At 69.8% G+C, this 25,614-nt stretch carries 27 protein-coding genes, 4 pseudogenes and 1 riboswitch; of the genes and pseudogenes, 21 read left to right on the top strand and 10 right to left on the bottom strand.

The window, feature by feature from the left end; genetic code table 11:
- Positions 1-258: 258 nt before the first annotated feature.
- The 3 genes and pseudogenes from AB0J72_RS47655 to AB0J72_RS47665 all read left to right on the top strand — a co-directional run bounded on the left by AB0J72_RS47655 (position 259) and on the right by AB0J72_RS47665 (position 1,814).
- Entirely contained in the window at positions 259-984 is a 726-nt protein-coding gene (locus AB0J72_RS47655; protein WP_363412436.1) for a hypothetical protein, read from the top strand.
- Between the two features lie 429 nt (positions 985-1,413).
- A pseudogene (locus AB0J72_RS47660) lies at positions 1,414-1,485 on the top strand (NADP oxidoreductase); the annotation flags it as partial.
- A 53-nt stretch (positions 1,486-1,538) separates the two neighbouring features.
- The gene (locus AB0J72_RS47665; RefSeq protein ID WP_363412544.1) at positions 1,539-1,814 is read left to right on the top strand and encodes a hypothetical protein; all 276 of its coding nucleotides are present in this window, start codon (positions 1,539-1,541) and stop codon (positions 1,812-1,814) included.
- Between the two features lie 60 nt (positions 1,815-1,874).
- Here the strand turns inward: AB0J72_RS47665 and AB0J72_RS47670 are convergent, their stop codons facing one another.
- The 3 genes from AB0J72_RS47670 to AB0J72_RS47680 all read right to left on the bottom strand — a co-directional run bounded on the left by AB0J72_RS47670 (position 1,875) and on the right by AB0J72_RS47680 (position 5,625).
- Entirely contained in the window at positions 1,875-3,830 is a 1,956-nt protein-coding gene (locus AB0J72_RS47670) for a DUF4173 domain-containing protein (protein ID WP_363412438.1), read from the bottom strand.
- 455 nt (positions 3,831-4,285) lie between these two features.
- The gene (locus tag AB0J72_RS47675; RefSeq protein WP_363412440.1) at positions 4,286-4,516 is read right to left on the bottom strand and encodes a hypothetical protein; all 231 of its coding nucleotides are present in this window, start codon (positions 4,514-4,516) and stop codon (positions 4,286-4,288) included.
- Between the two features lie 623 nt (positions 4,517-5,139).
- Positions 5,140-5,625 carry a carboxymuconolactone decarboxylase family protein gene (locus AB0J72_RS47680; RefSeq protein WP_363412442.1) on the bottom strand — a complete coding sequence of 162 codons (486 nt, stop codon included), beginning with the start codon at positions 5,623-5,625 and terminating at the stop codon, positions 5,140-5,142.
- Between the two features lie 168 nt (positions 5,626-5,793).
- Between AB0J72_RS47680 and AB0J72_RS47685 the strand changes: the two genes are divergently transcribed.
- The 4 genes from AB0J72_RS47685 (at position 5,794) to AB0J72_RS47700 (ending at position 9,005) form a co-directional block, all read left to right on the top strand.
- Positions 5,794-6,702, top strand: coding sequence for an RNA polymerase sigma-70 factor (locus tag AB0J72_RS47685; protein WP_363412444.1), 909 nt, complete (start codon positions 5,794-5,796; stop codon positions 6,700-6,702).
- A gap of 148 nt (positions 6,703-6,850) precedes the next feature.
- A complete protein-coding gene (locus AB0J72_RS47690) occupies positions 6,851-7,198 on the top strand; it encodes a hypothetical protein (protein ID WP_363412446.1) in 348 nt (115 codons plus the stop codon).
- A 94-nt stretch (positions 7,199-7,292) separates the two neighbouring features.
- Entirely contained in the window at positions 7,293-8,312 is a 1,020-nt protein-coding gene (locus tag AB0J72_RS47695) for an integrase core domain-containing protein (RefSeq protein WP_363412448.1), read from the top strand.
- A 246-nt stretch (positions 8,313-8,558) separates the two neighbouring features.
- Positions 8,559-9,005 (top strand): four-helix bundle copper-binding protein, encoded by a 447-nt coding sequence (locus AB0J72_RS47700; RefSeq protein WP_363412546.1) that lies wholly within the window; start codon positions 8,559-8,561, stop codon positions 9,003-9,005.
- 379 nt (positions 9,006-9,384) lie between these two features.
- On the opposite strand, the pseudogene AB0J72_RS47705 reads toward AB0J72_RS47700, so the two are convergent.
- The 3 genes and pseudogenes from AB0J72_RS47705 to AB0J72_RS47715 form a co-directional block, all read right to left on the bottom strand.
- Positions 9,385-9,552: pseudogene (locus tag AB0J72_RS47705) on the bottom strand (hypothetical protein); the annotation flags it as partial.
- 17 nt (positions 9,553-9,569) lie between these two features.
- Positions 9,570-9,758: pseudogene (locus tag AB0J72_RS47710) on the bottom strand (GH25 family lysozyme); the annotation flags it as partial.
- Complete coding sequence (locus AB0J72_RS47715; protein WP_363412450.1) at positions 9,733-10,047, bottom strand: GH25 family lysozyme; 315 nt, start codon at positions 10,045-10,047, stop codon at positions 9,733-9,735. The gene AB0J72_RS47715 and the pseudogene AB0J72_RS47710, both read right to left, overlap by 26 nt.
- A 275-nt stretch (positions 10,048-10,322) precedes the next feature.
- Between AB0J72_RS47715 and AB0J72_RS47720 the strand changes: the two genes are divergently transcribed.
- A complete protein-coding gene (locus AB0J72_RS47720) occupies positions 10,323-11,057 on the top strand; it encodes a hypothetical protein (protein ID WP_363412452.1) in 735 nt (244 codons plus the stop codon).
- Positions 11,058-11,145: 88 nt separating this feature from the next.
- Here the strand turns inward: AB0J72_RS47720 and AB0J72_RS47725 are convergent, their stop codons facing one another.
- Positions 11,146-11,457 carry a VOC family protein gene (locus tag AB0J72_RS47725; RefSeq protein ID WP_363412538.1) on the bottom strand — a complete coding sequence of 104 codons (312 nt, stop codon included), beginning with the start codon at positions 11,455-11,457 and terminating at the stop codon, positions 11,146-11,148.
- Positions 11,458-11,640: 183 nt separating this feature from the next.
- On the bottom strand, positions 11,641-12,480 hold the full coding sequence (locus AB0J72_RS47730; protein ID WP_363412454.1) for a M15 family metallopeptidase: 840 nt from the start codon (positions 12,478-12,480) through the stop codon (positions 11,641-11,643).
- A 136-nt stretch (positions 12,481-12,616) separates the two neighbouring features.
- On the opposite strand from AB0J72_RS47730, the gene AB0J72_RS47735 reads away from it, so the two are divergent.
- From AB0J72_RS47735 to AB0J72_RS47775, 9 genes and pseudogenes are all read left to right on the top strand, one after another.
- Entirely contained in the window at positions 12,617-12,982 is a 366-nt protein-coding gene (locus AB0J72_RS47735; RefSeq protein ID WP_363412456.1) for a hypothetical protein, read from the top strand.
- 122 nt (positions 12,983-13,104) lie between these two features.
- Positions 13,105-13,521: a hypothetical protein gene (locus tag AB0J72_RS47740; protein WP_363412548.1), complete on the top strand. Its 417-nt coding sequence runs from the start codon at positions 13,105-13,107 to the stop codon at positions 13,519-13,521.
- A gap of 48 nt (positions 13,522-13,569) precedes the next feature.
- Complete coding sequence (locus tag AB0J72_RS47745; RefSeq protein ID WP_363412458.1) at positions 13,570-14,931, top strand: recombinase family protein; 1,362 nt, start codon at positions 13,570-13,572, stop codon at positions 14,929-14,931.
- Between the two features lie 438 nt (positions 14,932-15,369).
- The gene (locus AB0J72_RS47750) at positions 15,370-16,398 is read left to right on the top strand and encodes an ISAs1 family transposase (protein WP_363412460.1); all 1,029 of its coding nucleotides are present in this window, start codon (positions 15,370-15,372) and stop codon (positions 16,396-16,398) included.
- Positions 16,379-16,594 (top strand): hypothetical protein, encoded by a 216-nt coding sequence (locus AB0J72_RS47755; protein WP_363412462.1) that lies wholly within the window; start codon positions 16,379-16,381, stop codon positions 16,592-16,594. The genes AB0J72_RS47750 and AB0J72_RS47755 overlap by 20 nt, the downstream gene beginning before the upstream one ends.
- 230 nt (positions 16,595-16,824) lie before the next feature.
- Positions 16,825-17,148, top strand: a pseudogene (locus tag AB0J72_RS47760) (nitroreductase); the annotation flags it as partial.
- Positions 17,149-17,658: 510 nt separating this feature from the next.
- A complete protein-coding gene (locus tag AB0J72_RS47765; protein WP_360559734.1) occupies positions 17,659-17,973 on the top strand; it encodes a hypothetical protein in 315 nt (104 codons plus the stop codon).
- 322 nt (positions 17,974-18,295) lie between these two features.
- Complete coding sequence (locus tag AB0J72_RS47770) at positions 18,296-19,120, top strand: sigma-70 family RNA polymerase sigma factor (RefSeq protein ID WP_363412464.1); 825 nt, start codon at positions 18,296-18,298, stop codon at positions 19,118-19,120.
- Positions 19,117-19,683, top strand: coding sequence for a fatty acid desaturase (locus AB0J72_RS47775; protein ID WP_363412466.1), 567 nt, complete (start codon positions 19,117-19,119; stop codon positions 19,681-19,683). The genes AB0J72_RS47770 and AB0J72_RS47775 overlap by 4 nt, the downstream gene beginning before the upstream one ends.
- 102 nt (positions 19,684-19,785) lie before the next feature.
- On the opposite strand, the gene AB0J72_RS47780 is transcribed toward AB0J72_RS47775, so the two are convergent.
- The gene (locus tag AB0J72_RS47780; RefSeq protein WP_360559736.1) at positions 19,786-20,352 is read right to left on the bottom strand and encodes a DUF5994 family protein; all 567 of its coding nucleotides are present in this window, start codon (positions 20,350-20,352) and stop codon (positions 19,786-19,788) included.
- A gap of 372 nt (positions 20,353-20,724) precedes the next feature.
- Between AB0J72_RS47780 and AB0J72_RS47785 the strand changes: the two genes are divergently transcribed.
- A complete protein-coding gene (locus AB0J72_RS47785) occupies positions 20,725-21,264 on the top strand; it encodes an inorganic diphosphatase (RefSeq protein WP_363412469.1) in 540 nt (179 codons plus the stop codon).
- A 74-nt stretch (positions 21,265-21,338) separates the two neighbouring features.
- On the opposite strand, the gene AB0J72_RS47790 is transcribed toward AB0J72_RS47785, so the two are convergent.
- Positions 21,339-22,007, bottom strand: coding sequence for a BON domain-containing protein (locus AB0J72_RS47790; RefSeq protein WP_360559737.1), 669 nt, complete (start codon positions 22,005-22,007; stop codon positions 21,339-21,341).
- 545 nt (positions 22,008-22,552) lie between these two features.
- Between AB0J72_RS47790 and AB0J72_RS47795 the strand changes: the two genes are divergently transcribed.
- The 3 genes from AB0J72_RS47795 (at position 22,553) to AB0J72_RS47805 (ending at position 25,614) form a co-directional block, all read left to right on the top strand.
- Complete coding sequence (locus AB0J72_RS47795) at positions 22,553-23,470, top strand: hypothetical protein (protein WP_363412540.1); 918 nt, start codon at positions 22,553-22,555, stop codon at positions 23,468-23,470.
- Positions 23,471-23,696: 226 nt separating this feature from the next.
- Positions 23,697-24,044, top strand: coding sequence for a DUF6401 family natural product biosynthesis protein (locus tag AB0J72_RS47800; protein WP_360559738.1), 348 nt, complete (start codon positions 23,697-23,699; stop codon positions 24,042-24,044).
- 382 nt (positions 24,045-24,426) lie between these two features.
- A riboswitch (TPP riboswitch) is annotated at positions 24,427-24,556 on the top strand.
- A gap of 203 nt (positions 24,557-24,759) precedes the next feature.
- Positions 24,760-25,614 (top strand): fumarylacetoacetate hydrolase family protein, encoded by an 855-nt coding sequence (locus AB0J72_RS47805; protein ID WP_363412542.1) that lies wholly within the window; start codon positions 24,760-24,762, stop codon positions 25,612-25,614.

Genomic DNA, 25,614 nt, shown 5'->3' on the forward strand with positions numbered 1-25,614 from the left:
CCCACCGGGGCCGCGTCTGCGGGCGCCCGCCCGGCGGTGTTTACAGACCGCCTGGGGGGGGGCCGGCAGGTTGGGGGGTCGGGGGGCCGGGCCCCCCGGCGACGGTGACCGGATGCGAAACGGGGGCATCCGGTCACCGTCCGTCTCGAGCGCGGCATCGACGGGTTTGCACGTGAAATGCACGGGTGCTGAAACCGGAGGCGGCCACGCTGGCGGCGCAAGCTGCAGTGTGCGTCCGAGACTTCGAGGACCATCATTTTGCGACAATTTCTGCACGCCGCCGTCGCGGCGCTGCTGCTGGCCCTCGGCGCGGGGCTGGTGGTGCCGGCGGTCCCGGCACATGCGGCGCTGAACTGCAACGTCCCCGACCCGCCGCCGAAGTGCGAGGACCCGCCCGAGCCGATCGACCCGTCAGGCGCGCTGACCGGGGCGACCCGGGTGCCCGCCGGGGTGAGGGTCGTCGGGTGGGCCACCCACCCGGACCGGCGTCCGGTGACGATCAGTGTCCTGGTCGTCGGCGCCTTCGTCGGCACGGTGACCACCGGTACGAGTGGGGGCTTCACCGGGACGGTGCCGGCGCGGGCCGGAGACCGGGTGTGCGCCGTCGCGCACAACACGGGCCCGATCGTCGGGAGCGCCGACATCGGCTGCATCGCGCACGCCGTCGCGGTCGACCCGGTCGTCGCGGTCGACCAGTTCGACCGGTCCGGGACCGACCTGGTCCTGAAGGGCTGGGCGGTCGACGGCGACACGACCGGCGCGCTGGATCTGCACGTGTACCAGGACGGCGCCTTCACCGGTTCGGCCCGGGCCGACGGTCCGCTGGCCGTGCCGCCGGCCGGGTACCCGGAGTACGGCACCGCACACGGGTACACGATCCGGATCCCGGAGCGGGGGGACGGGCGCACACGATCTGCGTCTACGCCCTCAACGTCGGCGCGGGCAGCGTCAACACGCAGCTGGGGTGCCGGCAGTACACCGTGAAGCACGAGCCGTTCGGCGCGCTGGACGGCGTGACGCGGACCGGCGACAAGCTGCGCGTGTGGGGCTGGTCGGTCGACCCGGACGAGCCGCGGACCCCGACCGACGTGCACCTGTACGACAGCGGCGTGTACGTCGGTGCCTTCACCGCGAAACGGGAACCGGCCCGACCTGCCCGCCGAGTACGGCGCGGCGCACGGCTACGACCTGACCCTGCCGGCGAACATGGCGACGGGCGACCACTCGTTCTGCGCGTACGCGATCAACCGCTCGTACGGCAGCACCAACACCCTGCGCGGGTGCCGGCCCTACAACGTGCCGGCGCCGGTCGTCGCCCCGACGATCCTGGCGCTTCAGGACTGGGACCTGACCTCCAAGGCGGTCGACCTGGAGTGGACGGACAACTCGGGCAGCGAGACCGGCTACCGCGTGGTGATCGCGAACTCGCGGGGGCCGGAGACGCTGTCGGCGCTCGTCGAGGATCTCGGCCCGGCCGCCCGGGCGGCGACCGCGCAGGAGGCTGGAGCAGCCGGCGACGTCGTGGTCGTCACGGTGCCGTGGTCAAGGCCTTCAACCACATCGGCGCCGCCGACATCACGACCGACGGTTCCCCGTCCGGCACGCCGGGCCGGCGCGCCCTGGTGGTGTCCTCGGACCATCCCGACGCGGCCGACTTCGCCAGGGACCTCTACGACCGGATCGGCTTCGACACGGTCGACGTCAGCCCGCTGAGCGAGTCGTGGCGCGTCGAGCGCGACCGGCCGGCGTATGTCGTCAAGCAGACGAAGGCCGAGCTGGAGGCGAACCTCGCGAAGGCGACCCGCACGGTCTGAACGCAGCCGAACGGCCCGGACCGGGCCGCCGCCGTGCTGGGGCGGCCCGGGGGCGGCGCGTCAGCGTGTCTTCGGCAGGTCGAACTGGTCGGCCCGTTGGCAGTCGCTCGAGCCGCCGATGCCGGACGAGCCCACGCGGTCCAGGGCGTCGCGGGCGTTTTCGCGGCCGAGGTTCCAGCCGTACCACGGGTCCGGCTCGTCCAGGTCGTCGACGATCCAGCTCAGCACGCAGCGGCGGACCGAGTCCGGGAGGGTCGACAGGGCCGGGGTGGCGTCGGAGGACAGGGCGCGCAGGTACCAGGCGTCGATCTTGTCGGTCTCCTGGTAGCGCGCGATGTTGCGGCGGGCCGCGTAGTCCTCCGGGTTGAGCACCGCGAGGGTGAGCAGCATGACGACCGCGAGACCGACGGTCGTCGACGGGATCCAGGCGCCGCGCCACCGGATGCCGGCCACCATGATCATGATGAACACGGTGCCGAGGAGCAGCTCGAACGCCATCACGAAGATGCGCTCGCCGGTGAAGCTGTAGACCTTCTGGTAGGTGTACATGCGGGACAGTGCCGACACCACGATCACGATGCTCAGCGACGAGAGCAGGCCGAGCAGCGTGCGCAGCAGGATGCGGTCGACCCGGTCCTCGCGGCTGGCCCAGCGGGTCACGCCGCCCAGCACGGCGATCGTCAGTACGGTGACGGTCGCCAGCTGCCAGAAGCCGCTGCGGGCGTATTCGGCGTAGCTGAGGCCGGCGGTCTGCAGCACGTGGTGCTGGCCGCCGAACAGGACGGTGGCCTGCACGACGACGAATCCGCTGTACAGCAGGACCAGCGCCCCGATCGGCAGCCCCCACTCCAGGCGGCGCAGCCGCGCGGTGCCCGGCTTGTCGATGGTGGACAGGTCCGGCGGCGCGGCGACGGTGTAGACGGCCGCGACGGCGATCAGCGCGCACAGGATGAACAGGAACACGCGGCCGACGCTGACCGTCGGCACGACGGCGGACAGTACCTGCGAGAACGCGGCGTCGGCGGAGGAGAGCAGCGCGCCGAAGACCAGCACGAACAGGACCGTGATGACGACCGACCAGACGACGCGCTGGGTGTGGCGGGGCTTGCCCTGCCGGTCGCCGGTGGCGCTGAGGTGCTTGGCCACCCACGGGATGCCGCGCAAGGCCGCGAACGGCGCCGCCACGAGGCTGAACAGTATGGAGCGGACGCGTTGGCCGCCGACGATGGCCAGGGCGGCGCAGCCGAGCGCGCCCAGCACACAGAACGTGACGAGCCACCAGGCGTTGCGGAACGCCAGCACCGACAGCAGGACGACCGCGGAGCCGGCCCAGACAGCCCGCATCGCACGGTCGGCCTTCGGCAGCGCTGCGGCGGCCGGCCAGATGCCGGCGATGACGGCGGCGACGAGCGCGAACCCGCCGAGGAGCCAGCCGATGCCGACCCGCGTGCCGGGCAGGACGATCGCGGCGGCGAGTCCGCCGGCGAGCACGGCGACCGGTACGCGCCAGCCGCTCGCGGGCTCCGGCCCGGGCCAACGTGCTTTCAGGAACCCGGGCGGCAGCGGTCGCGGCGGCCCCATGACCCGCGGAACGGTCTGATAGGGCCGGAACGGGGGCACCGCAGGATGCGGCGGGAAGGGCGCGCCAGACGGCGGCGCGAAGGGCCGTGTTCCCGACTGGTGCTGCACCAGCGGCGGTGCGACAGCCTCCTCCTCCTCGTCCTCTTGTTCCTCGGCCTCTTCGAGCTCGTCGTCCGGCAGCTCCTCAACAGGCGCGGCGGCTGTGGCCACAACGGGCGTGACTGGCTCGGGCTCAACGGGCGCGGCGGTCATGCCCTCGACAGGCTTGACCGCCGCGCCCGGGACCAGCGGCACGAACACGGCGAATCCCGGGGTTCCCGCGGGAATCGTCACCGGAATCGCCCACGTCGTCTGCCCCTCGGCGGTGCCGGGCCAGGCGACCGGCTGCGGCCGTCCATCGCCGCCGGGCATGACCAGCAGATACGGTACGGCCACGGGCGGTTGGACGGTTGGATCGATTTCGTCGGGTACGGCATCGGTCATTGGGTAGCTCCACGTGTCGGTGGACAGTTGCCGGACCACGCCCGTGCTCACCGTCCGTCGCCGTCCCGCCGATGAGCCCAGATCGGCGGGTTGTCACGAATAGTGACGGCGCGTAAGACGGCAGTGCGGAGATGGCGGGGCGTGGCGCCAACTGGCGCTTTGGTCCGGACCGGATTTTCCCTGCATGGCCCGGCGGCAGGGATCATGGCACGGCGGCGCGGCCGCGGACCAGCCCGTGGCGCACACCTGGGACGGTGGGACGTTGCACCACCGTCCACCTGCGAAAACGCGGCTTCCCGGGACGAGGCGCCGGGCAGTCCAGTGCGGAGAACCGGCGGTGTGCGCCAGCAGCCCGACGATGCTCCGCTGTGAGGCGGGCAGGGTGAGGCGCTGGAAGAACTGCCACATCAGGGTGTTGGCGCCGATCTCCTGGGTGGTGGTGCCGTTGCCGGGGAAGGCGGCCGGGCGCAGGCGGCGGCCGACGTCATCCGGCCGCCGCCGGAGTACCAGGTGCCGTAGACGCGGGTCGGGACGGCGCACGGCGCGGAGGTCGCGGTGGTGAGAACTGCCTCCAGGAAGCCGACGTTGTCGCGGGCGCCCGCCGGTGGGGTGCCGACGCCGGGCACGTTCGCGAGCATCGGTGCGGGCCGCCCGGGCGGCGGAGTGCACGGCGTCGGCTTACCAGCCCACACCACTGGCGGCGACGACTGCTACATCGGCCCAACCGTCGATCAGGTGCCGACCGAGGGCGGAACCTGGCGCGGCGGCACGATGTGCCGAACAAGGGACGGCGAGTGGAGGGATCCCGAACCTCGCATTCGACCCGAACAACGCCGGCAACGCCGACGCCGCCTTCAGATCGCAGACGGCTCTGGACCTTCGGCCGCGACTCATCGCGCAGCTCCCGTCCACCCACCACGACCCGCGGCTCACGGCAGCGGGCCGGCGGCAGCTCACCGCTGAACCAGCCAAGCCGGAAATTGTTGCCGTCGACAGTGAGCGTGAGTCCGACCTCGTGAACGGCGTGCCCGGCAGTTGCCGGGACTGGCCGCCGGAGCTGCTGGTGCGATGGCACCAGGCGCTCGCCCAGCTGCGTCCCGACCGATCGGTCATTCGGCAGTAGGGCAAGGAGCCGCCGGCGCTGGCGGCCGAGTTGGCGTGGGTCGACGAGCGGGGGGTTTGGTATAGCCGACCGGGCCCGCGCGGACCTGGGCGGGCCCGGCCCGGATCGCGTGATCCTGGGCCGGGCTCCGCGTGGCGGTCAGGCCGAGGCGGTGTCGAACGTGCCGTGCTGGTAGGCGCCGCCCTTCAGGTGGAGGATCACGCCGAGCCGGTTGGCAGCGTTGATCATGGCGACCAGGTACACCAGCGCGGCGATCTGGTCGTCGTCGTAGTGTTTGCGGACCTGGGCCCAGGTGTCGTCGGACACGCCGCGGTGGGCGTCGGCGAGGCGGGTGCCCTCCTCGGCGAGCGCGAGCGCGGCCTGCTCGGCCTCGGTGTACACGGTGGACTCGCGCCAGGCGGCGACCAGGTTGATCCGGACCGCGGGCTCGCCCGCCGCCGCGAGCTCCTTGGTGTGCGCGTCGGTGCAGTAGCCGCAGCCGTTGATCTGGCTGGCGCGCAGCTCCACCAGCTCGATCGTGGCCTTCGGCAGCGACGACTGCAGGATCGCCAGGCTGGTGTTCGCAAACCGCTTGCCGATCTTCGCGCCGAGCGCGTTGTCGTTCAGGTTGAAACGGGGCTCCATGACGTCGTCCTCCTCGTGGTGCTGTCTCGAACGACCACAAGACGGCGGCGTCGCGATCCGCATAACGGCGGCGCACACGTGACGTGAACCACTACGTTGCTGGTGTTACGCAACGGCGGGATCCGGCGTCTGGTGGGCGACCGAGTTGAGCGCAACCAGGAGTCACCCATGGACGACACGACGCAGAGCACCCCCGACAGGCACCAGGACGCCACCGAGGCGTTTGTCGCGCACCGCAACCTGCTGTTCACCGTCGCCTACGAGATGCTCGGCTCGGCCGCCGACGCCGAAGACGTCCTGCAGGAGACCTGGCTGCGCTGGGCGGGCGTCGACCTGGCGACGGTACGGGATCAGCGGGCGTATCTGGTCCGGATCACGACCCGCCAGTCCCTGGATCGGTTGCGGGCGCTCGGGCGCCGCAAGGAGTCCTATGTCGGCCCCTGGCTGCCCGAGCCGCTGTTGACGGCGCCCGACGTCGCCGCGGACGTCGAGCTGGCCGACAGCGTCTCGATGGCGATGCTGCTGGTCCTGGAGACGCTCGTACCGATCGAGCGGGCGGTGTTCGTGCTGCGCGAGGTGTTCGACCTGGGGTACGAGGAGATCGCCGAGGCGGTCGACAAGAGCCCGGCCGCTGTCCGTCAGCTCGCCTACCGGGCGCGGTCACATGTCGCCGCGCGCCGGCCGCGCGGGGTCGTGTCCGCGGCCGAGACCCGCAGCGCGCTCGAGGCGTTCCAGCGGGCGGTCGAGACCGGCGAGCTCCAGAGCCTGCTCGACATCCTTGCCCCGGACGTCGTCTTCCTCGGCGACGGCGGCGGCGTCGCCCAGGCCGCCCTGACGCCCATCGTCGGGGCCGACGCGGTGGGCGGCGTGCTCGCCGCCGGGCTGGCCAACCTGGTCGCGCGGTCGCCGCAGCTGGCCCACGTCAACGGCTACCCGGCACTGATCCTGCGGCTCGACGGCGACATCGACACCGTCTTGGCCGTACGCATCGACGAAGGCATCATCACCGGGCTGTACTCGGTACGCAACCCCCAGAAGCTGTCACGCCTGCAGCACGAGACCACGCTGCGACGCTGAGCCCGGACCTCTCCATCGTCTCGCGGAGATCAGGGCCGGGACAGTGCGCGGAAGACGTCGACGGTTTCCTGTTCATCCTGTTCGGTGCCGTAGTCGCTGAGTTCGACGATCACGGTGTGGGTGGCCGGGTTGACGTAGATGTATGGCCGTGGATACCGACGGCCGAGTAGTCGGTGCCGATACCGCCCGGCGGGTGCCACCACTGGCCGGAGTAGCCCCACGCGCCGATCTCGTGCGCGGCCGGGGTGGCGATGCGGGTGATCCAGGCGGTGGGGATGACCTGTTGGTCGCCGGCTCTGCCGTTGTCGAGGACGAGTTGGCCGATGCGGGCGAAGTCGCGGGTGGCGGCGTTGATGCAGCAGAACGCCTTCTCGACGCCGTCCGGCTGGTCGAGGTTCCAGGTGGCGGTGTGTTCGGCGCCGATGGGCTGCCAGATGCGTTCGGTGAGCAGGTCGGTCAGCGTGTGCAGCTCGTAAATTCGGTTCGGTGGCTGTGACGTGCGGATTCGTCTGTGGCTCAGCTACCGGTAGCGGGATGATTCAGGGCGTGGCAGCCTCGCTGGTGTACCGCTCCTACGTCAGATCTTGCAGATGCTCACGCAACTCGCCCGCGACGGCGGCGCGAAGGACGTCGAATTGCTCGTGTTGCGACATCAGGTGGCGGTACTGCGTCGGCAGGTGCGTCGACCCGACCTGCAGCCCGCGGATCGGGTGGTGCTGGCGGTGTTGTCCCGGTTCCTGCCCCGACGGCAGTGGTCGGCGTTCTTCGTCACTCCGGCCACGCTGTTGCGCTGGCATCGGCAGCTGATCGCCCGGCACTGGACGTATCCGCATGCGCGTCCCGGCCGGCCGCCAGTCGACCGGGAGCTCCGTGATCTGGTGCTGCGTCTGGCCGCGGAGAACCCGGCCCGGGGTCATCGCCGCGTGCAGGGTGAGCTGGCGCGTCTGGGTTACCGGATCGCGGCCAGCACGGTCTGGAGGATCCTGCACCGGGCCGGCGTCGACCCGGCACCACGCCGGACCGGACCCACCTGGCAGCAGTTCCTGACCGCCCAGGCCCACACGATCGTGGCGTGCGACTTCTTCACCGTCGACACCATGCTGCTGCAACGGATCTATGTACTGTTCTTCATCGAACTCGCCACCCGACAGGTCCACATCGCCGGGGTCACCGCCCACCCGACCGGCGACTGGGTCACGCAACAGGCCCGGAATCTGCTCATGAACCTCGACCAGCACGCCAGCAGGCTGCGCTTCCTGCTACGAGCCCGAGACACGAAGTTCACCGCCGCGTTCGACGTGGTCTTCACCGCCGCGGGTATCGACGTGCTGCGCACACCGCCACAGGCACCGAAGGCGAACGCCTTCGTAGAGCGCTGGGTCGGCACCGTCTGCCGGGAATGCACCGACCGGATCCTGATCGCTGGCGAACGGCATCTCTTGAGGGTGCTGACCGAGTACACCGAGCACTACAACCGCCACCGCCCACACCAGTCACTGGACCAGCAACCGCCGAATCCACCACCGCCGGTCGCCGATCTCGGCGCTGCGCGGGTCCGACGACGCCCGGTCCTGGACGGGCTGATCAACGAATACTCGCAGGCAGCGTAAGCCAAACCCAATTTACGAGCCGCACAGGTCAACGGGCTGCATGTGCTTGTGCCTGGCCGGACACGAAGTGCGCCGTGAGGCCGTGGATCGGTGGTCGGCGGCCTTGCCATGTCGGGGCGGAAGGCGTTCGTGGTACCTTGCCGCGTCGCTGGCTGCGGTTGATGGCTGGTCAGCCGGCGGTTCGTGTGCAGATGCACGTCGTAATGGCTGTCGTGGAGCGGGTTTGAGGCGTCGCTGCCGTGGTAGGTGCGGGTGGTCGTCGAATCTGACATCGGGAGGGTTGCCATGTCGCAGACCAGGGATCTGCTCGACACCGTTGCCGTGCGTGTTCGTCCGCAGGTGAGCAGCGAGCGGCTGGCGGCCGTGATCGACGCGATGGCGGCGTGCGACGAGGCGGTCACCGCCTGCGCCGCCGCCATGGTCGCCGAGGACGACGTGCGGGGGCTCCGAGACGCGATCATCCAGGATCTCAACTGCGCGGACGTGGTGGCGGCGGCCCGCCGGGTGGTCAGTCGCGGCGCAGATGCCGCGTCGCTGGGTCCGCTGCTGGAGGCGTGTGTGACGGCCTGCGAGCACAGCGCCGAGCTGTGTGGCGCGCATGCTCACCACCACGAGCACTGCCGGCTGTGCTCGCAGGCGACGTCGCGGTGTGCGGAGATGTGCCGAGCGGTGCTGGACGGGCTGCACGGCTGACCACGCTCGGATCTGCCGCAGCGACGGGCCCCGGGCTGTGGATCTGACCGCGGTCCTGCTGTTGGGACTGACCACGGGTGGCGCGTCGTGCGCGGTCGTCCAGGGCGGTCTGCTCGCCGCGGTCGCCACCCGACACACCGGGTGCGGTTCGCCGGAGCCTGCGTGCACCGGCACGCGGCCGGCGGCGGCGGGCTCGGGTGCCATACCGGTGGCCGCCCCGCACGATCCGGACCGCGCCCGCGCGGAACTCCGGATCGAATCGGCGTCTCGTCTCAGCCATGAACCTCAATCCCTCAAGTCCTGGCCTCCACGTTACGAGGGGAACCACATCCTCATATCCCTGCTGATTGCGGAGCACCCACCGCCAGGCGGAGGTCATGCCGAGCAGACCGGCATAGTGCTGATCCGTTCGGCTTGGCACCGAATCCGACACCCAATGGCGAAGCGGCGGCCGTTGCCGCGGATCGAAGGAAACCTCGACCGTGCCGTCGTCCGGGTCAACCTCCACGTGGAGGTATCCCTCGTCGAAGCGGAACCGTCCGTGCACGGATTCCAACAGTACGTGTTGGTGTAGATCATCGGTTTCCGGTCGATCCCGGCTTGGATCCGGTCGATGAACGTACGGATCCAGGCGCGCATCTGTTGCGGGTTCAGGTTGTAGCAGTCGTCGATGCGTATGCCGGCGTAGGGCCATTCCAGGTCGACGAACGGCACCAGGGTCTGCGCGTCACGAGTGAATCCGGCGTGGCGCAGGAAGTGCTCGGCCTGACCGACGGGGTTGCCGCGATCGGGGCGGGGCGTAGACGTAGGCGCCGACGTACCGGCCGACGGCCCGGGCGGCCGCGTAGTCGGCGACGAAGTGCGGGTTCATGTACGTTGTGCCCTCCGTGGGCTTGACATAGACGAACTGGCTCCCCGCGGCCACTTCGGTACGCCAGTGCACGGTGAAGCGCCGGTGGTCGTGGCTGGAGAGGTCGATGCCGCCGACCGGGTAGCGGGCCGGGCGCCCGGCCCGGATCTCGGCCACCGCCTGCGGCGACACCGGCTTCAGGGGCGGCAGCGTGGTCTGTCTCAGTGGTGCGGAGTTGACCGCCCACTCGGCGCTGGTGAGCAGGGTGAGTGTGATCGCGACGTCGCGCGGCGCCGGCGGGGCGGCATCGTCGCGCGACGTCGCACAGTCGTTGCCACATGGCGATCAGGCGCTCCGGCATCATCTCAGTGTGCATGCCGGGCCGAGCACGGAAGGAGCGCGCAAGACTGGTAGATGAGTCGAACACGCCGAGTTACTGGCGCGGGGCGCGGGGAAGAGAACAGGGGATGGTGTCGGCCACGGTGGTGTCGGCGGTGGTGTCGGCCAGGAGGTGTTCCGTGCTGATGAAGGATGTCCGGGCGCCGGACGCGGTTCCGATGTTGTCGCGAGGCAAGCATCGCCATCCGGGCAAGGGTGCCTGCTTCATGGAACTGGCGTCGTTTCTGGCCGGTGGGCGGTGGAGCGACCATCCGGTCTGCACCCACCCGTTGCTCGCCGGGGTGGCCCGTCTCGTCAACGACAACACCTCCGATGCCGGCCGTCAGCAGCTGGCCGGCCTGGTCCCGTCGGTGATCGGGTTGGTCAGTGCCGACCTGCGTGTCGACGCGCGGATCGCGCTCCGGCTGGCGACGGCGGCGCTGCCGGTCGTGGCCGCGGAGCGGCAGTGCGCCATGGCGGTCTCCGTGCTGGCCTGTGATCACATGCTCGCCGTTCTCGACGGGCGGTCGCCGGACACGCTGGAGAAGCGCTCTCAGGAGGCGCTGGCGCAGGCCCCCAGGGCCACCCGGTGGGCCGGGAAGTTCACCCATGGCGTGCCTGCGGCATCGGCGGCGGCCTTCCGCCGGCGGGTCGCGCCGCACGCCGTCCGCTCGGCGGTGGAAGGGGTCGCCGCGACCTGCACGCCGCATCGGGACCGCCTGCTGCGCGCGCTGCTCGTGGACGCGATCGAGGAGTGCGCCGCCTGGGTCGGGCGGGAGGAGGAGCGTCGCGACGCGCGGTCGTCCGGAGCCGGCCGCAGCTGAGCCGATCAGCTGCGCCGGCAGGTGGCGGCAGCGGCAGCGGTGGCTCGCGTTGCGGTGCTGCGGCCGTCCGGAGCGCCGGCGCCGACGTTCATCGCGGGTCGCGCCGCAGCGGGTGGTCGGCAGGGACCTCGACGAGCACGATCGGCACGCGGTCCGGGTCCTCGATCCACACCTCGACCAGCCCCCACGACTCCCGCCGGGGATCCCGGAGGACCGTCACCCCCGCGGCCCGCAGGCGCTCGTACTCGGCCCGGACGTCACGGACCTGCAGCCACAACCGCAGCGGTCCGCCGGGCTCATCGTGCGAACCGGACACTTCGAGGAGCCCCTGGCCGAGGAAGAAGACCACGCCCGGGTGCTCGGCCGGTCCGAATTCACGGTAGCTCGCCAGGCCGAGGATGTCGCGGTAGAAGCTCCGGCTGCGCCCGAATCGGCCGGGCGCAGCAGAATGCGGCTGCTCAGTACCTCCACGGCTCGATCATCCCCGCCCTCCGGCCACTCCGCAGCGGATCCACGTGGTGCACGCGGCGACCGGTCGGTCGGCGAACGGGCATGGATGCTCCTCGCCGGTGCGAGGGTGTCGCTACGCCACCGGGAAGTCAAAATATGTGCTTGGATACGGCTCGTTGTCGAGCGTGTAGTGCCACCATTCCTTCGGGTAGTTGGTGAACCCGCCTTGTGCCATCAGGCCGGTGAGCAGCGCCCGGTTGTTCCTCGCCAAGCCGCTCAGGCCCGCGGTGATCGTGTGTGCGAGTGGGTCGAAGCAGTCGAAGCCGGTTCCCATGTCGATGCTGTTGTCGGGAAACCGCTGCGCCGCCGGCGCGGTGCAGGGCAGGAGCGGTTCGCCCGTCCGGTAGGAGGGTTCCGCGCGCGAGGGGGTGGCGACCAGTGTCAGGTCCATCGTGCTGCCCCGGCTGTGCGCGGTGGGCCCGCCGATGTATCCGTCGTCGAACAGCACGGACTTGTCGACCTCGGGGTAGAACTCCGCCTTCATCCGCTGGTCGGCTGTCGTCGCCCAGTGCACGAAGTCGTCGACGCCCTGCTGGGGCCGGTAGCAGTCGTACACCTTGAGGCTGTACCCCTTGCTGAGCGCGGTTGTCTGCACCCGGTGCAGCGCCTCGGCGGCCTGGCGGGTGAGCAGGCAGCGTGGCCGCTGGTAGCCGGTGATCGGCCGGCCGACGAAGTTGTGGGCGGTGGCGTAACGGATGTCGGTCAGGATGCTGGGATCGATGTCGGGCAGCGAGACGAATCCCGGCGGGAGCTGAGCCGCGGCGGCCGTGGACGGGCTCGGCGGTGCCGGCGGGGACGTGTCGCCCGCGGCGGCCGGGGACGACTCGCGGGCCGGCGCCGGGATCGTCGGGTCGGGCGGCGGTTGCGTCGGCCGGGCAGGTCCGCCGCACGCGGCGATCAGTGTGCAGGCCACAGCGGCGGCCAGAACGCGGACGCAGCGCCCGGCACGCCGGCCTGCGCCGGCCCCGGTCGCCGCCGCCCGACCGGACGCTATGGGCCCGCCTGTCGTGAGGTACATGCGCAGATTATTGTGCTTTGTACGGTGGTCGATGCCCGCGAGCCGCGCGGTCGGCGCCCCTCCCACCTGCCGCAGGGCGGTGCTGCCACCTGGTCGCTCCGGGCCGCAGCGGCTCGGGCGCTCGCCTGCGGTTCGTCCGGAGACCACGTTCAAGGCCCTGCGCGGAGTCGGCTGGCATCGGATAGACGATCACGGCGTCGAGGTCGGGACGCGCCACCACCAGGACACGGTCTCCGTCGAGCAACCCCACGGCGTGCCGGGCCTCGGCCGGCACGCGGACATGTCCCTGCTTCGTGACGGCAAGGCCGGCTCCTACGGCTCGAACCTGGGCACGACAAACTTCATCGGGTTCGTGTCCGGCCCACTGAACTACGGCGGAAAGTCGCCGTGCCCGTGATCGGCTGACCGCACGAGAGCCATGTGGGCCCCGGATCGTCGCATCGCCGGACGATCCGGGGCCCACTTCGATAACGACCTGGGGGATCGATAGTGGCGGGTTTACATAGGGGTGGCATCCTGTTGCCGCTGCTGGCCAACATTGCGCTGTTGGTACTCGACGAGTATCTGATGGCGCCGTGGAAGCCGGGGCGGGACGATGTCCACCAGCGTTCGTCGCAACTACCGGCGCAGCACGGCAGCTTCGCGGTGGCGGTGGCGGACCGCACGCCGCCGATCCTGGTGCTGCCGGCCGCCGTCTCCGCCGACGCGCCCTCGCCGCGCGGCGCCGTCGTGAACTACGGCGCGAGCGCCGTCGACGCGGTCGACGGTCCAGTGACCGCGTCGTGCACACCGGTCGCGCGGACGTGCATCGTGCGTTCCGCGGTCTTCGCCATCCCACCCGGCTGCCCCGACGGCGGATGGATCGGCCAGACCTTGCTGGGATGGCGACGGCAGACCGCGCTTCAGATCGGACTCGATGTGCGTCGGTGTAGGTAGGGCCGGGCGTCAATGAAGTCATCGGCTTCCCGTAGAGCGAGGATCGCGATGGACGTCGTCGTGGGGCGGACGGGCGGTGATCTGCTGTCGGCGTGGATCGGCCAGGTGACGGCGCCGGGATCACTGGTGGCACCCGCGGAAGGGCTACGGTTCGCGTTCTACGGACGGGTGTCGACGGCGGACTTTCAGGAGCGGGAGTCGTCGCGTCGGTGGCAGCGTGATGTGGCCGAAGATCTGATCGACGGGCATGGCGGGATCGTGGCGGAGTTCTTCGACGTCTCCCGCAGCCGGCGGCAGTCCTGGCGGAATAGGCCGCAGGCATCCGCCCTGTTGGACGCCATCGCCGACCCGGACCGCGGGTTCGACGCAGTAGTGGTGGGGGAGTACGAGCGGGCCTTCTGTGGCAACCAACTGCTGACCCTCGTGCCCGTGTTCGAAGCGCACGGCGTGCAGCTGTGGCTGCCCGAGGTGCACGGCCGGCTTGACCTGGCCGACGCCGCGCACCAGGCGCTGATCATGCTGCTCGGGGCGCAGTCGCGGCGCGAGGTGTTGCGGGCACGGTGGCGTGCCTTGCGCGCGATGCAGGCGCAGACCCGCGACGAACGTAGGTTTCTGGGCGGCCGCCCGCCGTACGGCTATCGCCTGGTGGATGCCGGTCCGCACCCGAATCCGATGCATGCGATGTGGGGTCGGCGGTTGCAGCGGCTGGACCCGGATCCGGTGACATCTCCGATCGTCCGGTGGATCTTTGCGGAGCGGCTGGCTGGTCGGAGCGTGGCCGGGATCGCGGCGGCGTTGAACGAGCGGGGCGTGTCGTGTCCATCGGAGACGGAGGGGTCCCGATATCGGCATCGGGCGACGGCCGGCTGGGCGACGACGACGGTGCGGTCGATGCTCGGCAACGCGAAGTACACCGGCCGGCAGGTGTGGAACCGGCAGCCGGCCCGGTACGCGCCGCCGCAGCTGCCGGGGCCGTTCCGGACGCAGTGCTGGGTGGGTCCGGATCAATGGGTGGTGTCGGTGCAGGTGGCGCATCCGCCGCTGGTATCGGAAGCCGACTTTGTTGCGGTGCAACAGCTCGCCGCTGGCTCTTCAGCTGGGCGCGGTGTCGCCCACTGCTATCAGCTGGCGGGTCGCCTGCGGTGCGGGCGTTGCGGTCGTGCGTTCGAGTCGTGTTGGTCGCATGGGCGGCCTGCCTATCGCTGCCGTCACGGGCAGACGAGCGCACGACCGAGGCACAACCGGACGAGGAACCTCTATGTCCGCGAAGATCGGATCATCACGATGCTTCGAGGCCTAATTCCCGAATGTGGTGACGACCAATCCGGGTTGCGGCTCGCCGAGCACCTGCGCCAGCGGGGCATCGTCATGCTCTGCACCGAGGCGGTATGCACGCTCGCACCAGAGTGACCCATTTGCGCAAAATGTCTGCGCGTGGGGTTTGTGTCGAAGGGGGGATGTGAACCCCCACCCATGCATCCCTGCAAGAAGCAGGGATGCATGCGTTCGACCATATCGACGAAGAGTCGTTCCTTCAAGCGTGTGGACGGTGACTCATTCTGTGGTCGTGGTTCGACTCGTGGATTGGATCGGCGCTGGCGTGGTCGCCCCGATCGTCGCGAGCCGCACAAACGGGGCGCAGTTGCGCGGTAGGGGTGTCGGTGGGTCCGAGGAAAACCGATGGCGTGCGAGGTGAACCAGGGCGATTCTGTAGTCTGAGGGCGGGCCTTTGAGCTGGGGTTTCGCCGGGGTGGGTGGCCTCTTTGGAGACGAAGGGGGCGGGTGGGATCACGTCGGTGATCATGAAGTTCTCTACGCCACACGAAGCCCCGAGGACCTCACCCGCCGATGGCATCATCGCTCATTGCCGCACTGACCGTCACGACACCCCACGCCGCCGTTCCGCCCGCTCCGATCACTGATGGTGAGCGCAACGGCCTGCTGGCGGTGCTGTCGAAGGTTCCGGATCCGCGCGACCCACGCGGGATCCGGTACCCGCTGTCCGCGGTGCTCACCGTCGCGGTGTGCGCGGTCATGGCAGGGGCCTCAACGTTCGCGGCGATCACCGACTGGCTCCATGACCTCGACGAACACGCCCGTACCCGCCTCGGTTTCGTCGGCGGCGTGCCCGCCGGCACGACGGTGTGGCGGCTGTTGATCCGGCTCGATGCCGAGATCCTGTCGAGGGTCCTGGCCGGCTGGCTGCACGCCCGGACCGACCCACCGGACCCGCCGAGTTCGTGGTCTGTTCGCCGGTACCGCAGAGTGATCGCGGTGGACGGCAAGGCGCTGTGCGGCGCCCGCCGCGAGGACGGCCGTCACGTCCATCTGCTGTCCGCGCTGGACACCGGCACCGGCGTCGTGCTCGCCCAGGTCGCCGTGGACGCGAAGTCGAACGAGATCCCCGCGTTCGCGCCGCTGCTGGACGCCGTCGAGACGGTGCTCGGCACCCTCGCCGGAGTGCTGTTCATCGCCGATACCCTGCACACCCAGACCCGTCACGCCGACGAGGTCACCGCCCGCCAAGCACACCTCATGGTCCAGGTGAAAGCCAACCAGCCGACCCTGTTCAACCAGCTCAAACGACTGCCCTGGGCGCAGATTCCCGTCGGGGACCGCACCCGCGACCGCGGTCACGGCCGCCGCGAGACCCGCACCGTCAAAGCCGTCACCGTTCGCACGCCCGGCGGCATCGCGTTCCCACACGCGCAGCAGGCCGTCCGGATCACCCGCACCCGTATCGTCGCTGGCAAGACCAGCCGCGAAACCGCCTACCTGACCGTGTCACTACCCACCGGTCAAGCCCTGCCCCGCGACCTGCAGACCTGGATCCGCAGGCACTGGCACATCGAGGAACATGATCCACCACGTCCGTGACGTGACGTTCCGTGAAGACCTGCACCAAGCCCGAACCAGCAACGGACCGGCCGTCATGGCCACCCTGCGTAACACCGCGATCGGCTGGCACCGCACCACCGGCGCGACCAACATCGCCCGCGCCATCCGCCAGGCCAATCGCCGCTCACACGACCTGATTACCACCGTGACCAGCGGTTACCCGAGAACGCAATGACCCTGAACCGGGACGGAGCCACGCCCCGGTCGCGATCACCACCGTCGACGGCGACCGGGACAACGGGGCTCGTGGACCTGCGGGCGCCGGTAGCCGAATTGACGAGGCCCCCGAACGACCAGTTGGTCAATACGCCTCCGCTGACCGTACAGGCGTCGATGAGATCGGATGGTGCTGCCCATGCCGGAAGTTCTCAACACCCCGCAACGCGAGGGCCTGGAGACACAACCATGAGTGAGATGCAGCGGCAGGCGTCGTTGTCGGCCGGGGATGTGTTGTACGAGGCGGCCCGCGTGGCGTGTCTGGCCCCGTCGATCGAGAACTCCCAGCCGTGGCGCTGGCGCATCCGCGGCAACACCCTCGAACCGCACGCGGATCGCTCCAGCCAGTTGACCGCCACCGACCCGGAGGGTCGGTTGATGATCGTCAGCTGCGGTGCGGTCCTGCACCATGCCACCGTCGTGCTCGCCGCCCTCGGGGCCGCCGCCACCGTCGAACGGATCGACGATCCAGCCGATCCGGACCTGCTCGCCAGGCTGACACTCATCGGCCGCCACCAGGTGACAGCCGAGGACATGCGCCTGCATCATGCGTTGCGCACTCGTTGCACGACGAGACCTAGCGTGTCGCCGGCGCCCAGTAGCGCGAGGCGATCAGGACGGCGGCGTGGGGGAGGTGCTCGCTCGTCTCCGGGTCGTGTGCGATCGGGTGAACAGGCGTAGGGTGAAGACGCTGCTCCGGACCCCGGTGGCCGACAGTCCGTCGTTGATGGACGCGTTCCACTGATCGAGGTCGTCTCTTGTGCGATGTGCATGAATTGTCATCCTGGCGCGGGAGGCCACCGCTGCCGCGCCGTCTGCGTCGGCCGGCTCGGACCCATTGGAACTGCCCGCGGTACCGAATGGAAAGCCGGTCCCGTCGGCCAGGGCGTAGTCGCCCGTCCGTGTTCGAACCTCGACCTTCCAAGAGACCCAACCGGCCCGCCGCACACGCCGGCGAGTGAGAGCCATGACCGCGTGAGCCGACGTTTCGCCGTCGGCGGTCCACTGATCGGAAGGTGCGAGATGGCTGTCCGGTACGGGTTTCTCGGCCCCGGCGTGCTCACCGAGACGGTCGTCGGCAGCATCCTGGTCCTCGCCACCACTTTCCCGCACGCCGTCGAACCGCTCAGTGACGGGCGCGGAGTGCTTGTGCCGCATCGGAACCCGGCCGCCTTGGCGACCGCCATCCGTCGGATCCTCATCGATCCCGCCACGGCCGCTCGCCTGTCCCGGCCTCGTGGGCCAGTCGTGCGCTCGCCTGCGGGCGCTGCACAGTACGAGGTGCTCGCGGGCCGGCTCATCGCCACACCGGCAGCCACCCGCGGCTCTGAACCGTAGCCCGTACGGTCCCGGCCGTGAGCGACTCGGTCTTGGTGTCGCGGCATGATCCTGGGCCTGACCCCAGATCCGCGACCGGTCATCATCAAGCTCTTCATGCCCGGCGAGCACGCCGTGCTGGTCCGCCGCCGTACGCACGCCTTGGTCGATCCTGCAGCGGTCCCGTCCACGACGGTGTCCTGTGACTGTCCCTACGGAGCCAGCAACATCCGCGTCGGCTTCGCCGCTGTCACCCCCACCGCACTCATCGCGGCGATGAAGCGTCCCAAACGCTCGCTGCGACCTGACCCCGAAGGGGGCGTTGATCCCTATGGCTCTTCTCATGGCACCGACCGTCCACATTGCTGCTCCCGCAGAAAGAGGTCTTCGGGCCGACCGGGAGGTGACCACGGAACAGCTGCTCCGTGCCCTCAGGAATCTACCGGCCGGTCATCCTGATCGGGAACCGCTGCGTGCACGGGCGATCGAAGCGAACCTGCCGCTGGCCAACCGGCTGGCGCAGCGCTACGCCGGCCGAGGCGAGCGCCCCGACGACCTCGCGCAGGTCGCCGCGCTGGCACTGGTCAAAGCGGTCGACGGCTACGACCCGGACCGGCTCGCACCGTTCGCCAGCTACGCCGTCCCGACGATCGTCGGCGCGCTCAAACGGCATTTCCGGGACACCGCGTGGGGCATGCGTGTCCCGCGCACCACGCAGGAACTGGTGCTCGGCGTGCGAGAGGCGACCGGCGACCTCGAGCAACTGCGTGGTCGCACCCCGACGGCCATCGAGCTCGCCGCACACCTGCGCGTCGATGTCGATGTACTCTCGGACGCGATCATCGCCTCGCAGGTGTACCGCCTGCAGTCGCTCAACGGGCCCTGCACCGGCAACGACGGCACCGAACCTGTCGATCTGATCGGCCGTGTCGACCCACGCTTTGCCCGCATCGATGAGCGGCTGTCACATGGGGAGCTCGGCCGGCTCGTCGCGGCGCTGCCGCTGCGCGAGCGACGCATCCTCGCCATGCGGTTCTCCGACGAGATGACCCAGGCCGCCATCGCCGCCGAGCTCGGCATCTCGCAGATGCATGTCTCCCGGCTGTTGAGGGGGTCCCTCAACCGACTCCGGGTCGGCCTCCTCACTTCGGTCGAGCCGACGGCATGACCGAGAACAACGAGCACACCGGTCGGCCCGCCAGATCTGGAGCATCACCGCGGCCGTCACGGCGGAGGACACACGGCTGCACACCGTGTCCGCAGACCAGGTCCCCGAACTCGCCACCGCAGCCGACCACGCCCGACGCGCCGAAACCGGCGAACCCGCCTCGCGCGCCGACCTGTCCTACTGGACTGGCGGCGACCGGCATTCCCGACCCCGCGATCCCAGCCCGCGCCACACAGACCACCGTCCCCGGCCACCACGGGGACCTGACCGGCAGCGCCGAGCACGACACAGCGGCAACTTTCGTCATGCTCCACGGCCCCGCCGGCGAACCCGGCGGATGGCTCGTCGACCTCGCCCTCGGCGGCTTGAACTACCAGATCGAGCACCACCTGTTCCCGGGCATGCCCCGGCCGAACCTGCGCCGCGCCCAGCCCCTCGTACGGTCGTTCTGCCAGCAGCACGACGTGTCGTACTGCGAGACCACCCTGCTGCGCTCCTACGCCCAGACCCTCCACCACCTCCACCACGCCGGCCGACCACTACGCACCACAAGCGCAACCTGACCCTCGTCAGGCCGTGACGACGATCTTGCCGGGGGCGAGCTTCCTTGGGGACGAGCATCCGCGGAACCTCGATCAGGCCGAACCGGCGGTTCCGAACGCAGGTCATGAGGCGTTCGCCGGCTGGGCTGGGACATGCCGTCGCGAGGGCTCCCGGGCGCTGTGGCCGCCTTCGTTGTCCCAAACGGTGCTGGGGTCGACGCCTTCATTGCGTTCGGCGGCTGGTGCGGTGCGGGACGCGGCGAGGATGGCCGGAGCGTGCAGTTGGTTGGCCGGGTCGGCGGCCGTGGCCATGGCGATGGCTGCGGCGGCGGCGTTGGCCTCGGGGGGCACGACGAGCAGGTCGATCTGGTCGCCGCGCTCGGTGGTGGCGATGAGCATGCCGGGGTCGACGGTGCTGAACCACCCGGCCCGCACCACGCGGGTGCCGACCGCGAGGCGCCGGAAGTGGCTATCCCAGCTGTGGCTGTTGAGCATCAGTTGACGGATCGGTCCGTACCGTTCGTTCAGGGCCAGGATCAACCCCGGCAGTTCCGCCACCGGGTCCCTGGAGCGGGGCCACCACCCGCCGTCGAGGACGGCTCGTGTGGCCCGCACGGCGGTGAGCGACAGCCGCGGCTGGGTCGGTGGTCCTGGCGCAACGACGGTGACGCGTTGGGCGGCGGTGAACATGACTGGCCCCTCTCCCGACCTGCGGCTGCCTCCGGGAGGTGACCGGTATGGGAAACCTGCCGCTTTGCGTCGGCGTGACTCGGTCCGCGCTGCGCCGACCGTGGTCCGTCGGCGGTGCACATTTCGGTCACCGGGGTCTCGAGTGCCCAGAGCCAACTCTACGCCTGCAGCACGAGAACGACGGGATGCCTCGTCGACGTTCCTGACGACCCCTGCGATCTCAGCGTCACGGGTTTGTCGGGGGAGTGGAGGTGCCGGCCGCTGTACCGTCGGAAGCGCCGTCGCGGCGAGCGATGGTCAACGGATCCGGCCGCAGCGCCGCACGATTCCCCGGTTGAGGCGGTGGCGGAGAGGCATGCGAGGGCGGAGCGTATGGAGTTCGACGTGACGGTCGAGAGTCCCAAGGGAACGCGCAACAAGTACGAGGTGGACCGCCGCACCGGCCGGATCCGGTTGGACCGCACCCTGTTCACCGCCACCCAGTACCCGGAGGACTACGGCTTCATCGAGCACACGCTCGGCGAGGACGCCGAACCCCTCGATGCGCTCGTGCTGGTCCGGGAACCGACCTTTCCGGGCTGCCAGATCCGCTGTCGGGCATTCGGCATGTTCCGCATGCTCGACCCGAAAGGCCCGGACCCGAAGGTGCTCTGCGTCCCGATCGCCGACCCGCGCCTGGCCTACCTGGTGGACCTGCCCGACCTGGAAACGTTCCACAAGCTGGAGATCCAACACTTCTTCGAGATTTACCAGGATCTCGAACCGGGCAAGACCATCGACGCCGAGCACGGCGTCTGGGCCGACCGCGCCGAGGCCGAGACGGAGATCACCCGATCGCGCCACCGTGCCGTCCACGCCGCAGACCGGTCCGGAGACGGGACGGGAACCGAGAGGACCACAGCGCGCCGCTGAGACCAGCGTCGGCGCGTAGAGACAGCGAACGGCCGCGGGCGCGGATGCGCTCGCAGCCGTTGATCACAGCCGGGTCAGGACGCGATGTGCAGTTCGTTCCGAACGCTGGTCACGCCGGCGGCACTCCAGGCGGATCGCTCCGCCTCGCGCAGCTCCGACCACGACCCGACGCTGCCGTGCAGCGTCAGTTCGGATCCGTCGAGGTCGATCGTGATCCACCGCGGGTTCAGCATGGCGTTGCGTCGCATCGCGGCCTCGGCCGCTGCCTTGGTGTCGGCGGTCGGCGGCTGCGACTCGAGCGAGATCTCGTTGCTGATCTGCGTCACGCCCTTGAGGTACATGACCGCCCGCACTGCGGCGTTGCGCTGGTACTCCCATGTCACCTCACCCGAGAGGGTGACCTTGCGGTCGCAGACATGGGCGGTGACCGCGTTGGGCGGGACGTCGACTGCCCATGCAAGGACCTGCCGGGCGGCTTGGGCGATGTCCTGGTCGTTCATGCCCTGGGCCGTGGGGGCGCGGACGTTGGTCTTGTTCGTGACATTCTTGACGCCGCCGACCCGGATGGCGGCGTGCTTCGCCGCGAGCCGTTCCGGCAGGCTGGCGACCTCGCCGGACAACGTCACCGTTCCGTCGCTGACCTGCACTTCGACGCCGGATGCGTCGACGCTCGGGGTGTATTGCAGTTCCTCGATTACGGCAGTCTTCAGTTCCTGGTCGGTCTTGTGCGGTGTCTGTGCCACAAGCCCCACGATGCCCCACATCCGGAGTGGGCGCCAGCCCAATTCGGTCCATATTGCTGAGATCTTTTATGATCTGCGATAAACGCCCAATTTTATGGCTATATAGGCACTTCATTCGGGCAAGGTATTTGGCCTTGAGTATTGGGCCGGCAACGGTTGCTCCAGGCCCCGGCAGCGTGCTCCGCGCTCAATCGGTGGTTTGCACGCGTTCTGCCTCAGCCGAGGCCCGGCGCACGTGGCGACCAGCCTGGTGGATTCGCACCGAGGGCGCTGCACCACGTGCAGACAGTCGGCCGGGATGACCGGCCAGGCAGGCCAGCCAGCTGGTGGAGTCCAACGGTTCGTGCAGCGCCAGGTGGCACTCCGCCGAAGGCGACACGGCCCCGCGAACAACGTCGCCGACCCTCGGTGATCACCACGACACATCATGTGTGCTGCGGTTCCGGGTGCTCCGGGTGACGGGCTGGTGTGGTGATTTGTGGTTTTCGGGTGATTGATCGGGTATACGGGTTAGCCCAGTCACTGTCCACAAATGAGGAGTCATGATGTCCCAATACCTTGCCGTGCGGAGCGTGGACATCGGCAGCCCGCTCAGCAACATGCTTCGGTCCGCGGCTGCCTTCCTCCCCCGAGCGATCGCGTTCATTGTCGTCCTGATCGTCGGGTATCTGGTGGCTCGCCTGCTGCGCGCGGCGGTCGACAAGTTGCTGGAGCGTGTGGGATTCGACCGGCTCGTGGAGCGCGGCGGTCTCAAGACGGCGCTTGCCCGGTCCCGCTACGACGCCTCCGGCATCGTCGCTCAGCTCGTCTTCTACGCGGTGCTGCTGATCACCCTGCGGATAGCGTTCGACATCTGGGGCCCGAACGCGGTTTCCACGCTCATCACGGCTGTGATCGCCTGGCTGCCGCGGCTCTTTGTCGCAATCCTGATCGTCGTGGTCGCCGCGGCGATCGCCTCCGCGGTGAAAGACATCGTGTCTACAGCATTGGGGGGACTCTCCTACGGTCGCGCGGTGGCGAACATCGCCTTCGTGTTCATCCTCGGTATCGGCGTCATCGCCGCGCTCAACCAGATCGGGGTGGCGACCACTGTCACGACCCCGGTGCTGATCGCGGTTCTCGCCACTGTGGCCGGCATCTTGATCGTCGGCGTCGGCGGCGGGCTGGTGAAGCCGATGCAGGCGCGCTGGGACCGATGGCTGGACCGGGCGGAGACAGAGTCGGCCCGCCGCTCCGAACTCCCGAAGGCGTACGCGGCCGGCCAGAGCGACGCCGAGCGGCTGATGGCAGAAAAGCAGCGGCCCGCCGCCGCGCCGGTCGCCGCCGGCCAGCAAGCGTCTTCGGCGTACCGCGACCAGTCCGTCGGCCAGCGTGCCCGCCCGCCGTCGGCACCGTCCGCGGCGGACGACGACACGCGGGCCGTGCCTCCGCAGACCGGTCAACGGCCGCCGGCGACCCGGTAGCGCCGGTGCTCGACTGCGGCGGTGATTGCGACCCTCCCGGGCCGTGCCACCGCCGTCCCTGGTGAGCGGCAACCCGGCAGTCCCGGCATACCGGGTTGCCGGGTCCGGCGGATCGTCCCGGACTCGCCCGATCGGCCAGTCGGTCGGCAGCCGAACGGTCAGGATGCCGGTAAAGGAGCGGTTGCGGCATTTTCGCCCCGGTACGCCGTCTCTATGGTCGTACTTCATGAACATCCCCGCCTCGAACCTGGGCACCGACCACGCGACCGTGCAGATGCTGCTCGACCGCCTCCACCGCCGCATCGGCGCCGCCGGCCTCGCGGCAGCAGCTATGGTTCCCAGCCTGTCGGCGCGGGTGGACCAGCACGCAGCCGAGGTGCGGGACCTGCTCGGCGTCCGCGGCCGCCGGCCGACGCCCGCAGCGTTGGCGAGCTACGCCGACGGCCTACTGGACGGGGCCACCGACCGCGGATGGCAGCCGCCGCAGCACGATCTGGCCGGCTGGGTCGACGCCGACGGTGTGACGGTCCGGCTCGTGGCCCTGTGCGACTTGGCCTGCAGCGCCATGGCGTAGCGGCAGAAGCAACGTTTCGCCTCCTGCTGCTCAGTGAAGGGGCGCTGTACTCCTCGCGCATCGTCGAGTGGCGGCGGGCCCGCGACGCCAGCGCTCTGGCCGGGGTGGCCGACGAGCCGCGCCTGGTTTACCGACCTCGGCCCAGGCTTCTACGACACCCGCGTCAATCCCGAACGCCGCAAACGCAACCACATCCGCCAGTTCGAAGCTCTCGGCTACACCGTCACTCTCGCCCCAGCCGCCCGACCGGCCCGTAGTAAGCAGCATCCCAGCTGCGCCGGGATGCTGCCGCCTGCCCTCTCACCCTGCATTTTCGGATCAGCTTCACCCGAGCTCTCACCCTGCACCTGCCGGTTTCCGGCGTAGCGTATGTGAGTGCCTGCGGGACAAGCGGGAGAGCGAAGCTATTAGCCCAGCGGAGCTGAGAGGCCGAAAGATCGGAGAGGTTGGACGGCGATCCCCATTCACCTGATCCGGACAATGCCGGCGCAGGAAAATTGCCTCGCAGGTTATTCATCTGCACCGACCACTCGGCGCGCCGTCTTTGATGATGTCAACGGCCATGGCGATGTGGCGTGACGCATGTTGCGTGATCGGGATCAAGACTACTGCCGGTGAGGATCGCCGGGGTGGATGCCGCGCGCGATCCCGTGCAACGCGCCCTGCCGCGTCGTCGCCCAGATGACGAACTTCATCTCGCACGTCGACGAACTTCATCTCGCACGTCAAGGACACGGGCGGCAAGCCCGAGACGGTCCCGTTGACGTTCTTCCGCAAGACGTCGGGCTCGATCAGCGGCCCGTTCGACGACGTGGTCCGCCCCGGCCACGTGCGGCTGCTGGACTACGAGGTGGAGATCGGACTGGTCTTCGGCCGCCAGATGCCGGTCGGCACGACGGTCACCGCGGACAACCTCGCCGACTACGTCGCGGGCATGGTGGTTGCCAACGACATCGCGGCGCGTGACGTCCAGCTTCCGCAGACCCAGCTCTACGAGGCCAAGCCCAGCTCTACGAGGCCAAGTCGTCGAGACCGCCGTCGCCACCGACGACGGCGCGATCGACCTCGGCCGGCAGCGCACGGTCGTGAGGTACGCCCGATGACCGGGGACCTGCTGTGGCCGTACTACGCCGCGCCCGATGACCTGGCCACGATCGAAGCCGTACCGCTCAGGGCGCGGGGCCTGCCCGAATCGACCTACGCACCAAGCGGTCGCCCGCGACGGCCTGCTCGACGCCGTCCTCGTCCTGCGGCCCACCGAGGCAGCAGGCGCGCCCCCAGCCGCTGCCCGCCGTCGAGGGCGCACGGCGATCCTGGCCGAGGGCTACGGGCTGAGCGAGGCGTCCTGCGCGAGCGCGCGCAGCTTCCCGGAAGCGCCGCGGCCGCATTCGGTCGGGCAGTGCCCGCCCTACCAGCAGATGAGGGTGGTGCGTGCCGGCGCCGACGGAACCTGGGAGGACGTGCCCGCTGGGGGGAGAGGGGCTTGCTGGGGATCAGCGGCCCTACCGTCTTCCGGGGTTACGTCACCGGCCGCGGCGAGAACGGCCACGTCCTCAGGTGCCGCCGGTAG

It is taken from the genome of Dactylosporangium sp. NPDC049742, assembly GCF_040674675.1.
Classification (GTDB): domain Bacteria; phylum Actinomycetota; class Actinomycetes; order Mycobacteriales; family Micromonosporaceae; genus Dactylosporangium; species Dactylosporangium maewongense.

What these genes read in the sequence shown, in the direction of transcription:
- AB0J72_RS47775 (WP_363412466.1), top strand. Translation starts at nt 19,117, where the DNA reads ATGACCGAGAACAACGAGCACACCGGTCGGCCCGCCAGATCTGGAGCA.
- AB0J72_RS47745 (WP_363412458.1), top strand. Translation starts at nt 13,570, where the DNA reads ATGGACGTCGTCGTGGGGCGGACGGGCGGTGATCTGCTGTCGGCGTGG.
- AB0J72_RS47750 (WP_363412460.1), top strand. Translation starts at nt 15,370, where the DNA reads ATGGCATCATCGCTCATTGCCGCACTGACCGTCACGACACCCCACGCC.
- AB0J72_RS47755 (WP_363412462.1), top strand. Translation starts at nt 16,379, where the DNA reads ATGATCCACCACGTCCGTGACGTGACGTTCCGTGAAGACCTGCACCAA.
- AB0J72_RS47800 (WP_360559738.1), top strand. Translation starts at nt 23,697, where the DNA reads ATGAACATCCCCGCCTCGAACCTGGGCACCGACCACGCGACCGTGCAG.
- AB0J72_RS47680 (WP_363412442.1), bottom strand. Translation starts at nt 5,625, where the DNA reads ATGGAGCCCCGTTTCAACCTGAACGACAACGCGCTCGGCGCGAAGATC.
- AB0J72_RS47695 (WP_363412448.1), top strand. Translation starts at nt 7,293, where the DNA reads ATGCTCACGCAACTCGCCCGCGACGGCGGCGCGAAGGACGTCGAATTG.
- AB0J72_RS47795 (WP_363412540.1), top strand. Translation starts at nt 22,553, where the DNA reads ATGTCCCAATACCTTGCCGTGCGGAGCGTGGACATCGGCAGCCCGCTC.
- AB0J72_RS47735 (WP_363412456.1), top strand. Translation starts at nt 12,617, where the DNA reads ATGCCCGCGAGCCGCGCGGTCGGCGCCCCTCCCACCTGCCGCAGGGCG.
- AB0J72_RS47685 (WP_363412444.1), top strand. Translation starts at nt 5,794, where the DNA reads ATGGACGACACGACGCAGAGCACCCCCGACAGGCACCAGGACGCCACC.
- AB0J72_RS47780 (WP_360559736.1), bottom strand. Translation starts at nt 20,352, where the DNA reads ATGTTCACCGCCGCCCAACGCGTCACCGTCGTTGCGCCAGGACCACCG.
- AB0J72_RS47765 (WP_360559734.1), top strand. Translation starts at nt 17,659, where the DNA reads ATGGCTGTCCGGTACGGGTTTCTCGGCCCCGGCGTGCTCACCGAGACG.
- AB0J72_RS47720 (WP_363412452.1), top strand. Translation starts at nt 10,323, where the DNA reads ATGGTGTCGGCCACGGTGGTGTCGGCGGTGGTGTCGGCCAGGAGGTGT.
- AB0J72_RS47770 (WP_363412464.1), top strand. Translation starts at nt 18,296, where the DNA reads ATGGCACCGACCGTCCACATTGCTGCTCCCGCAGAAAGAGGTCTTCGG.
- AB0J72_RS47675 (WP_363412440.1), bottom strand. Translation starts at nt 4,516, where the DNA reads ATGCTCGCGAACGTGCCCGGCGTCGGCACCCCACCGGCGGGCGCCCGC.
- AB0J72_RS47785 (WP_363412469.1), top strand. Translation starts at nt 20,725, where the DNA reads ATGGAGTTCGACGTGACGGTCGAGAGTCCCAAGGGAACGCGCAACAAG.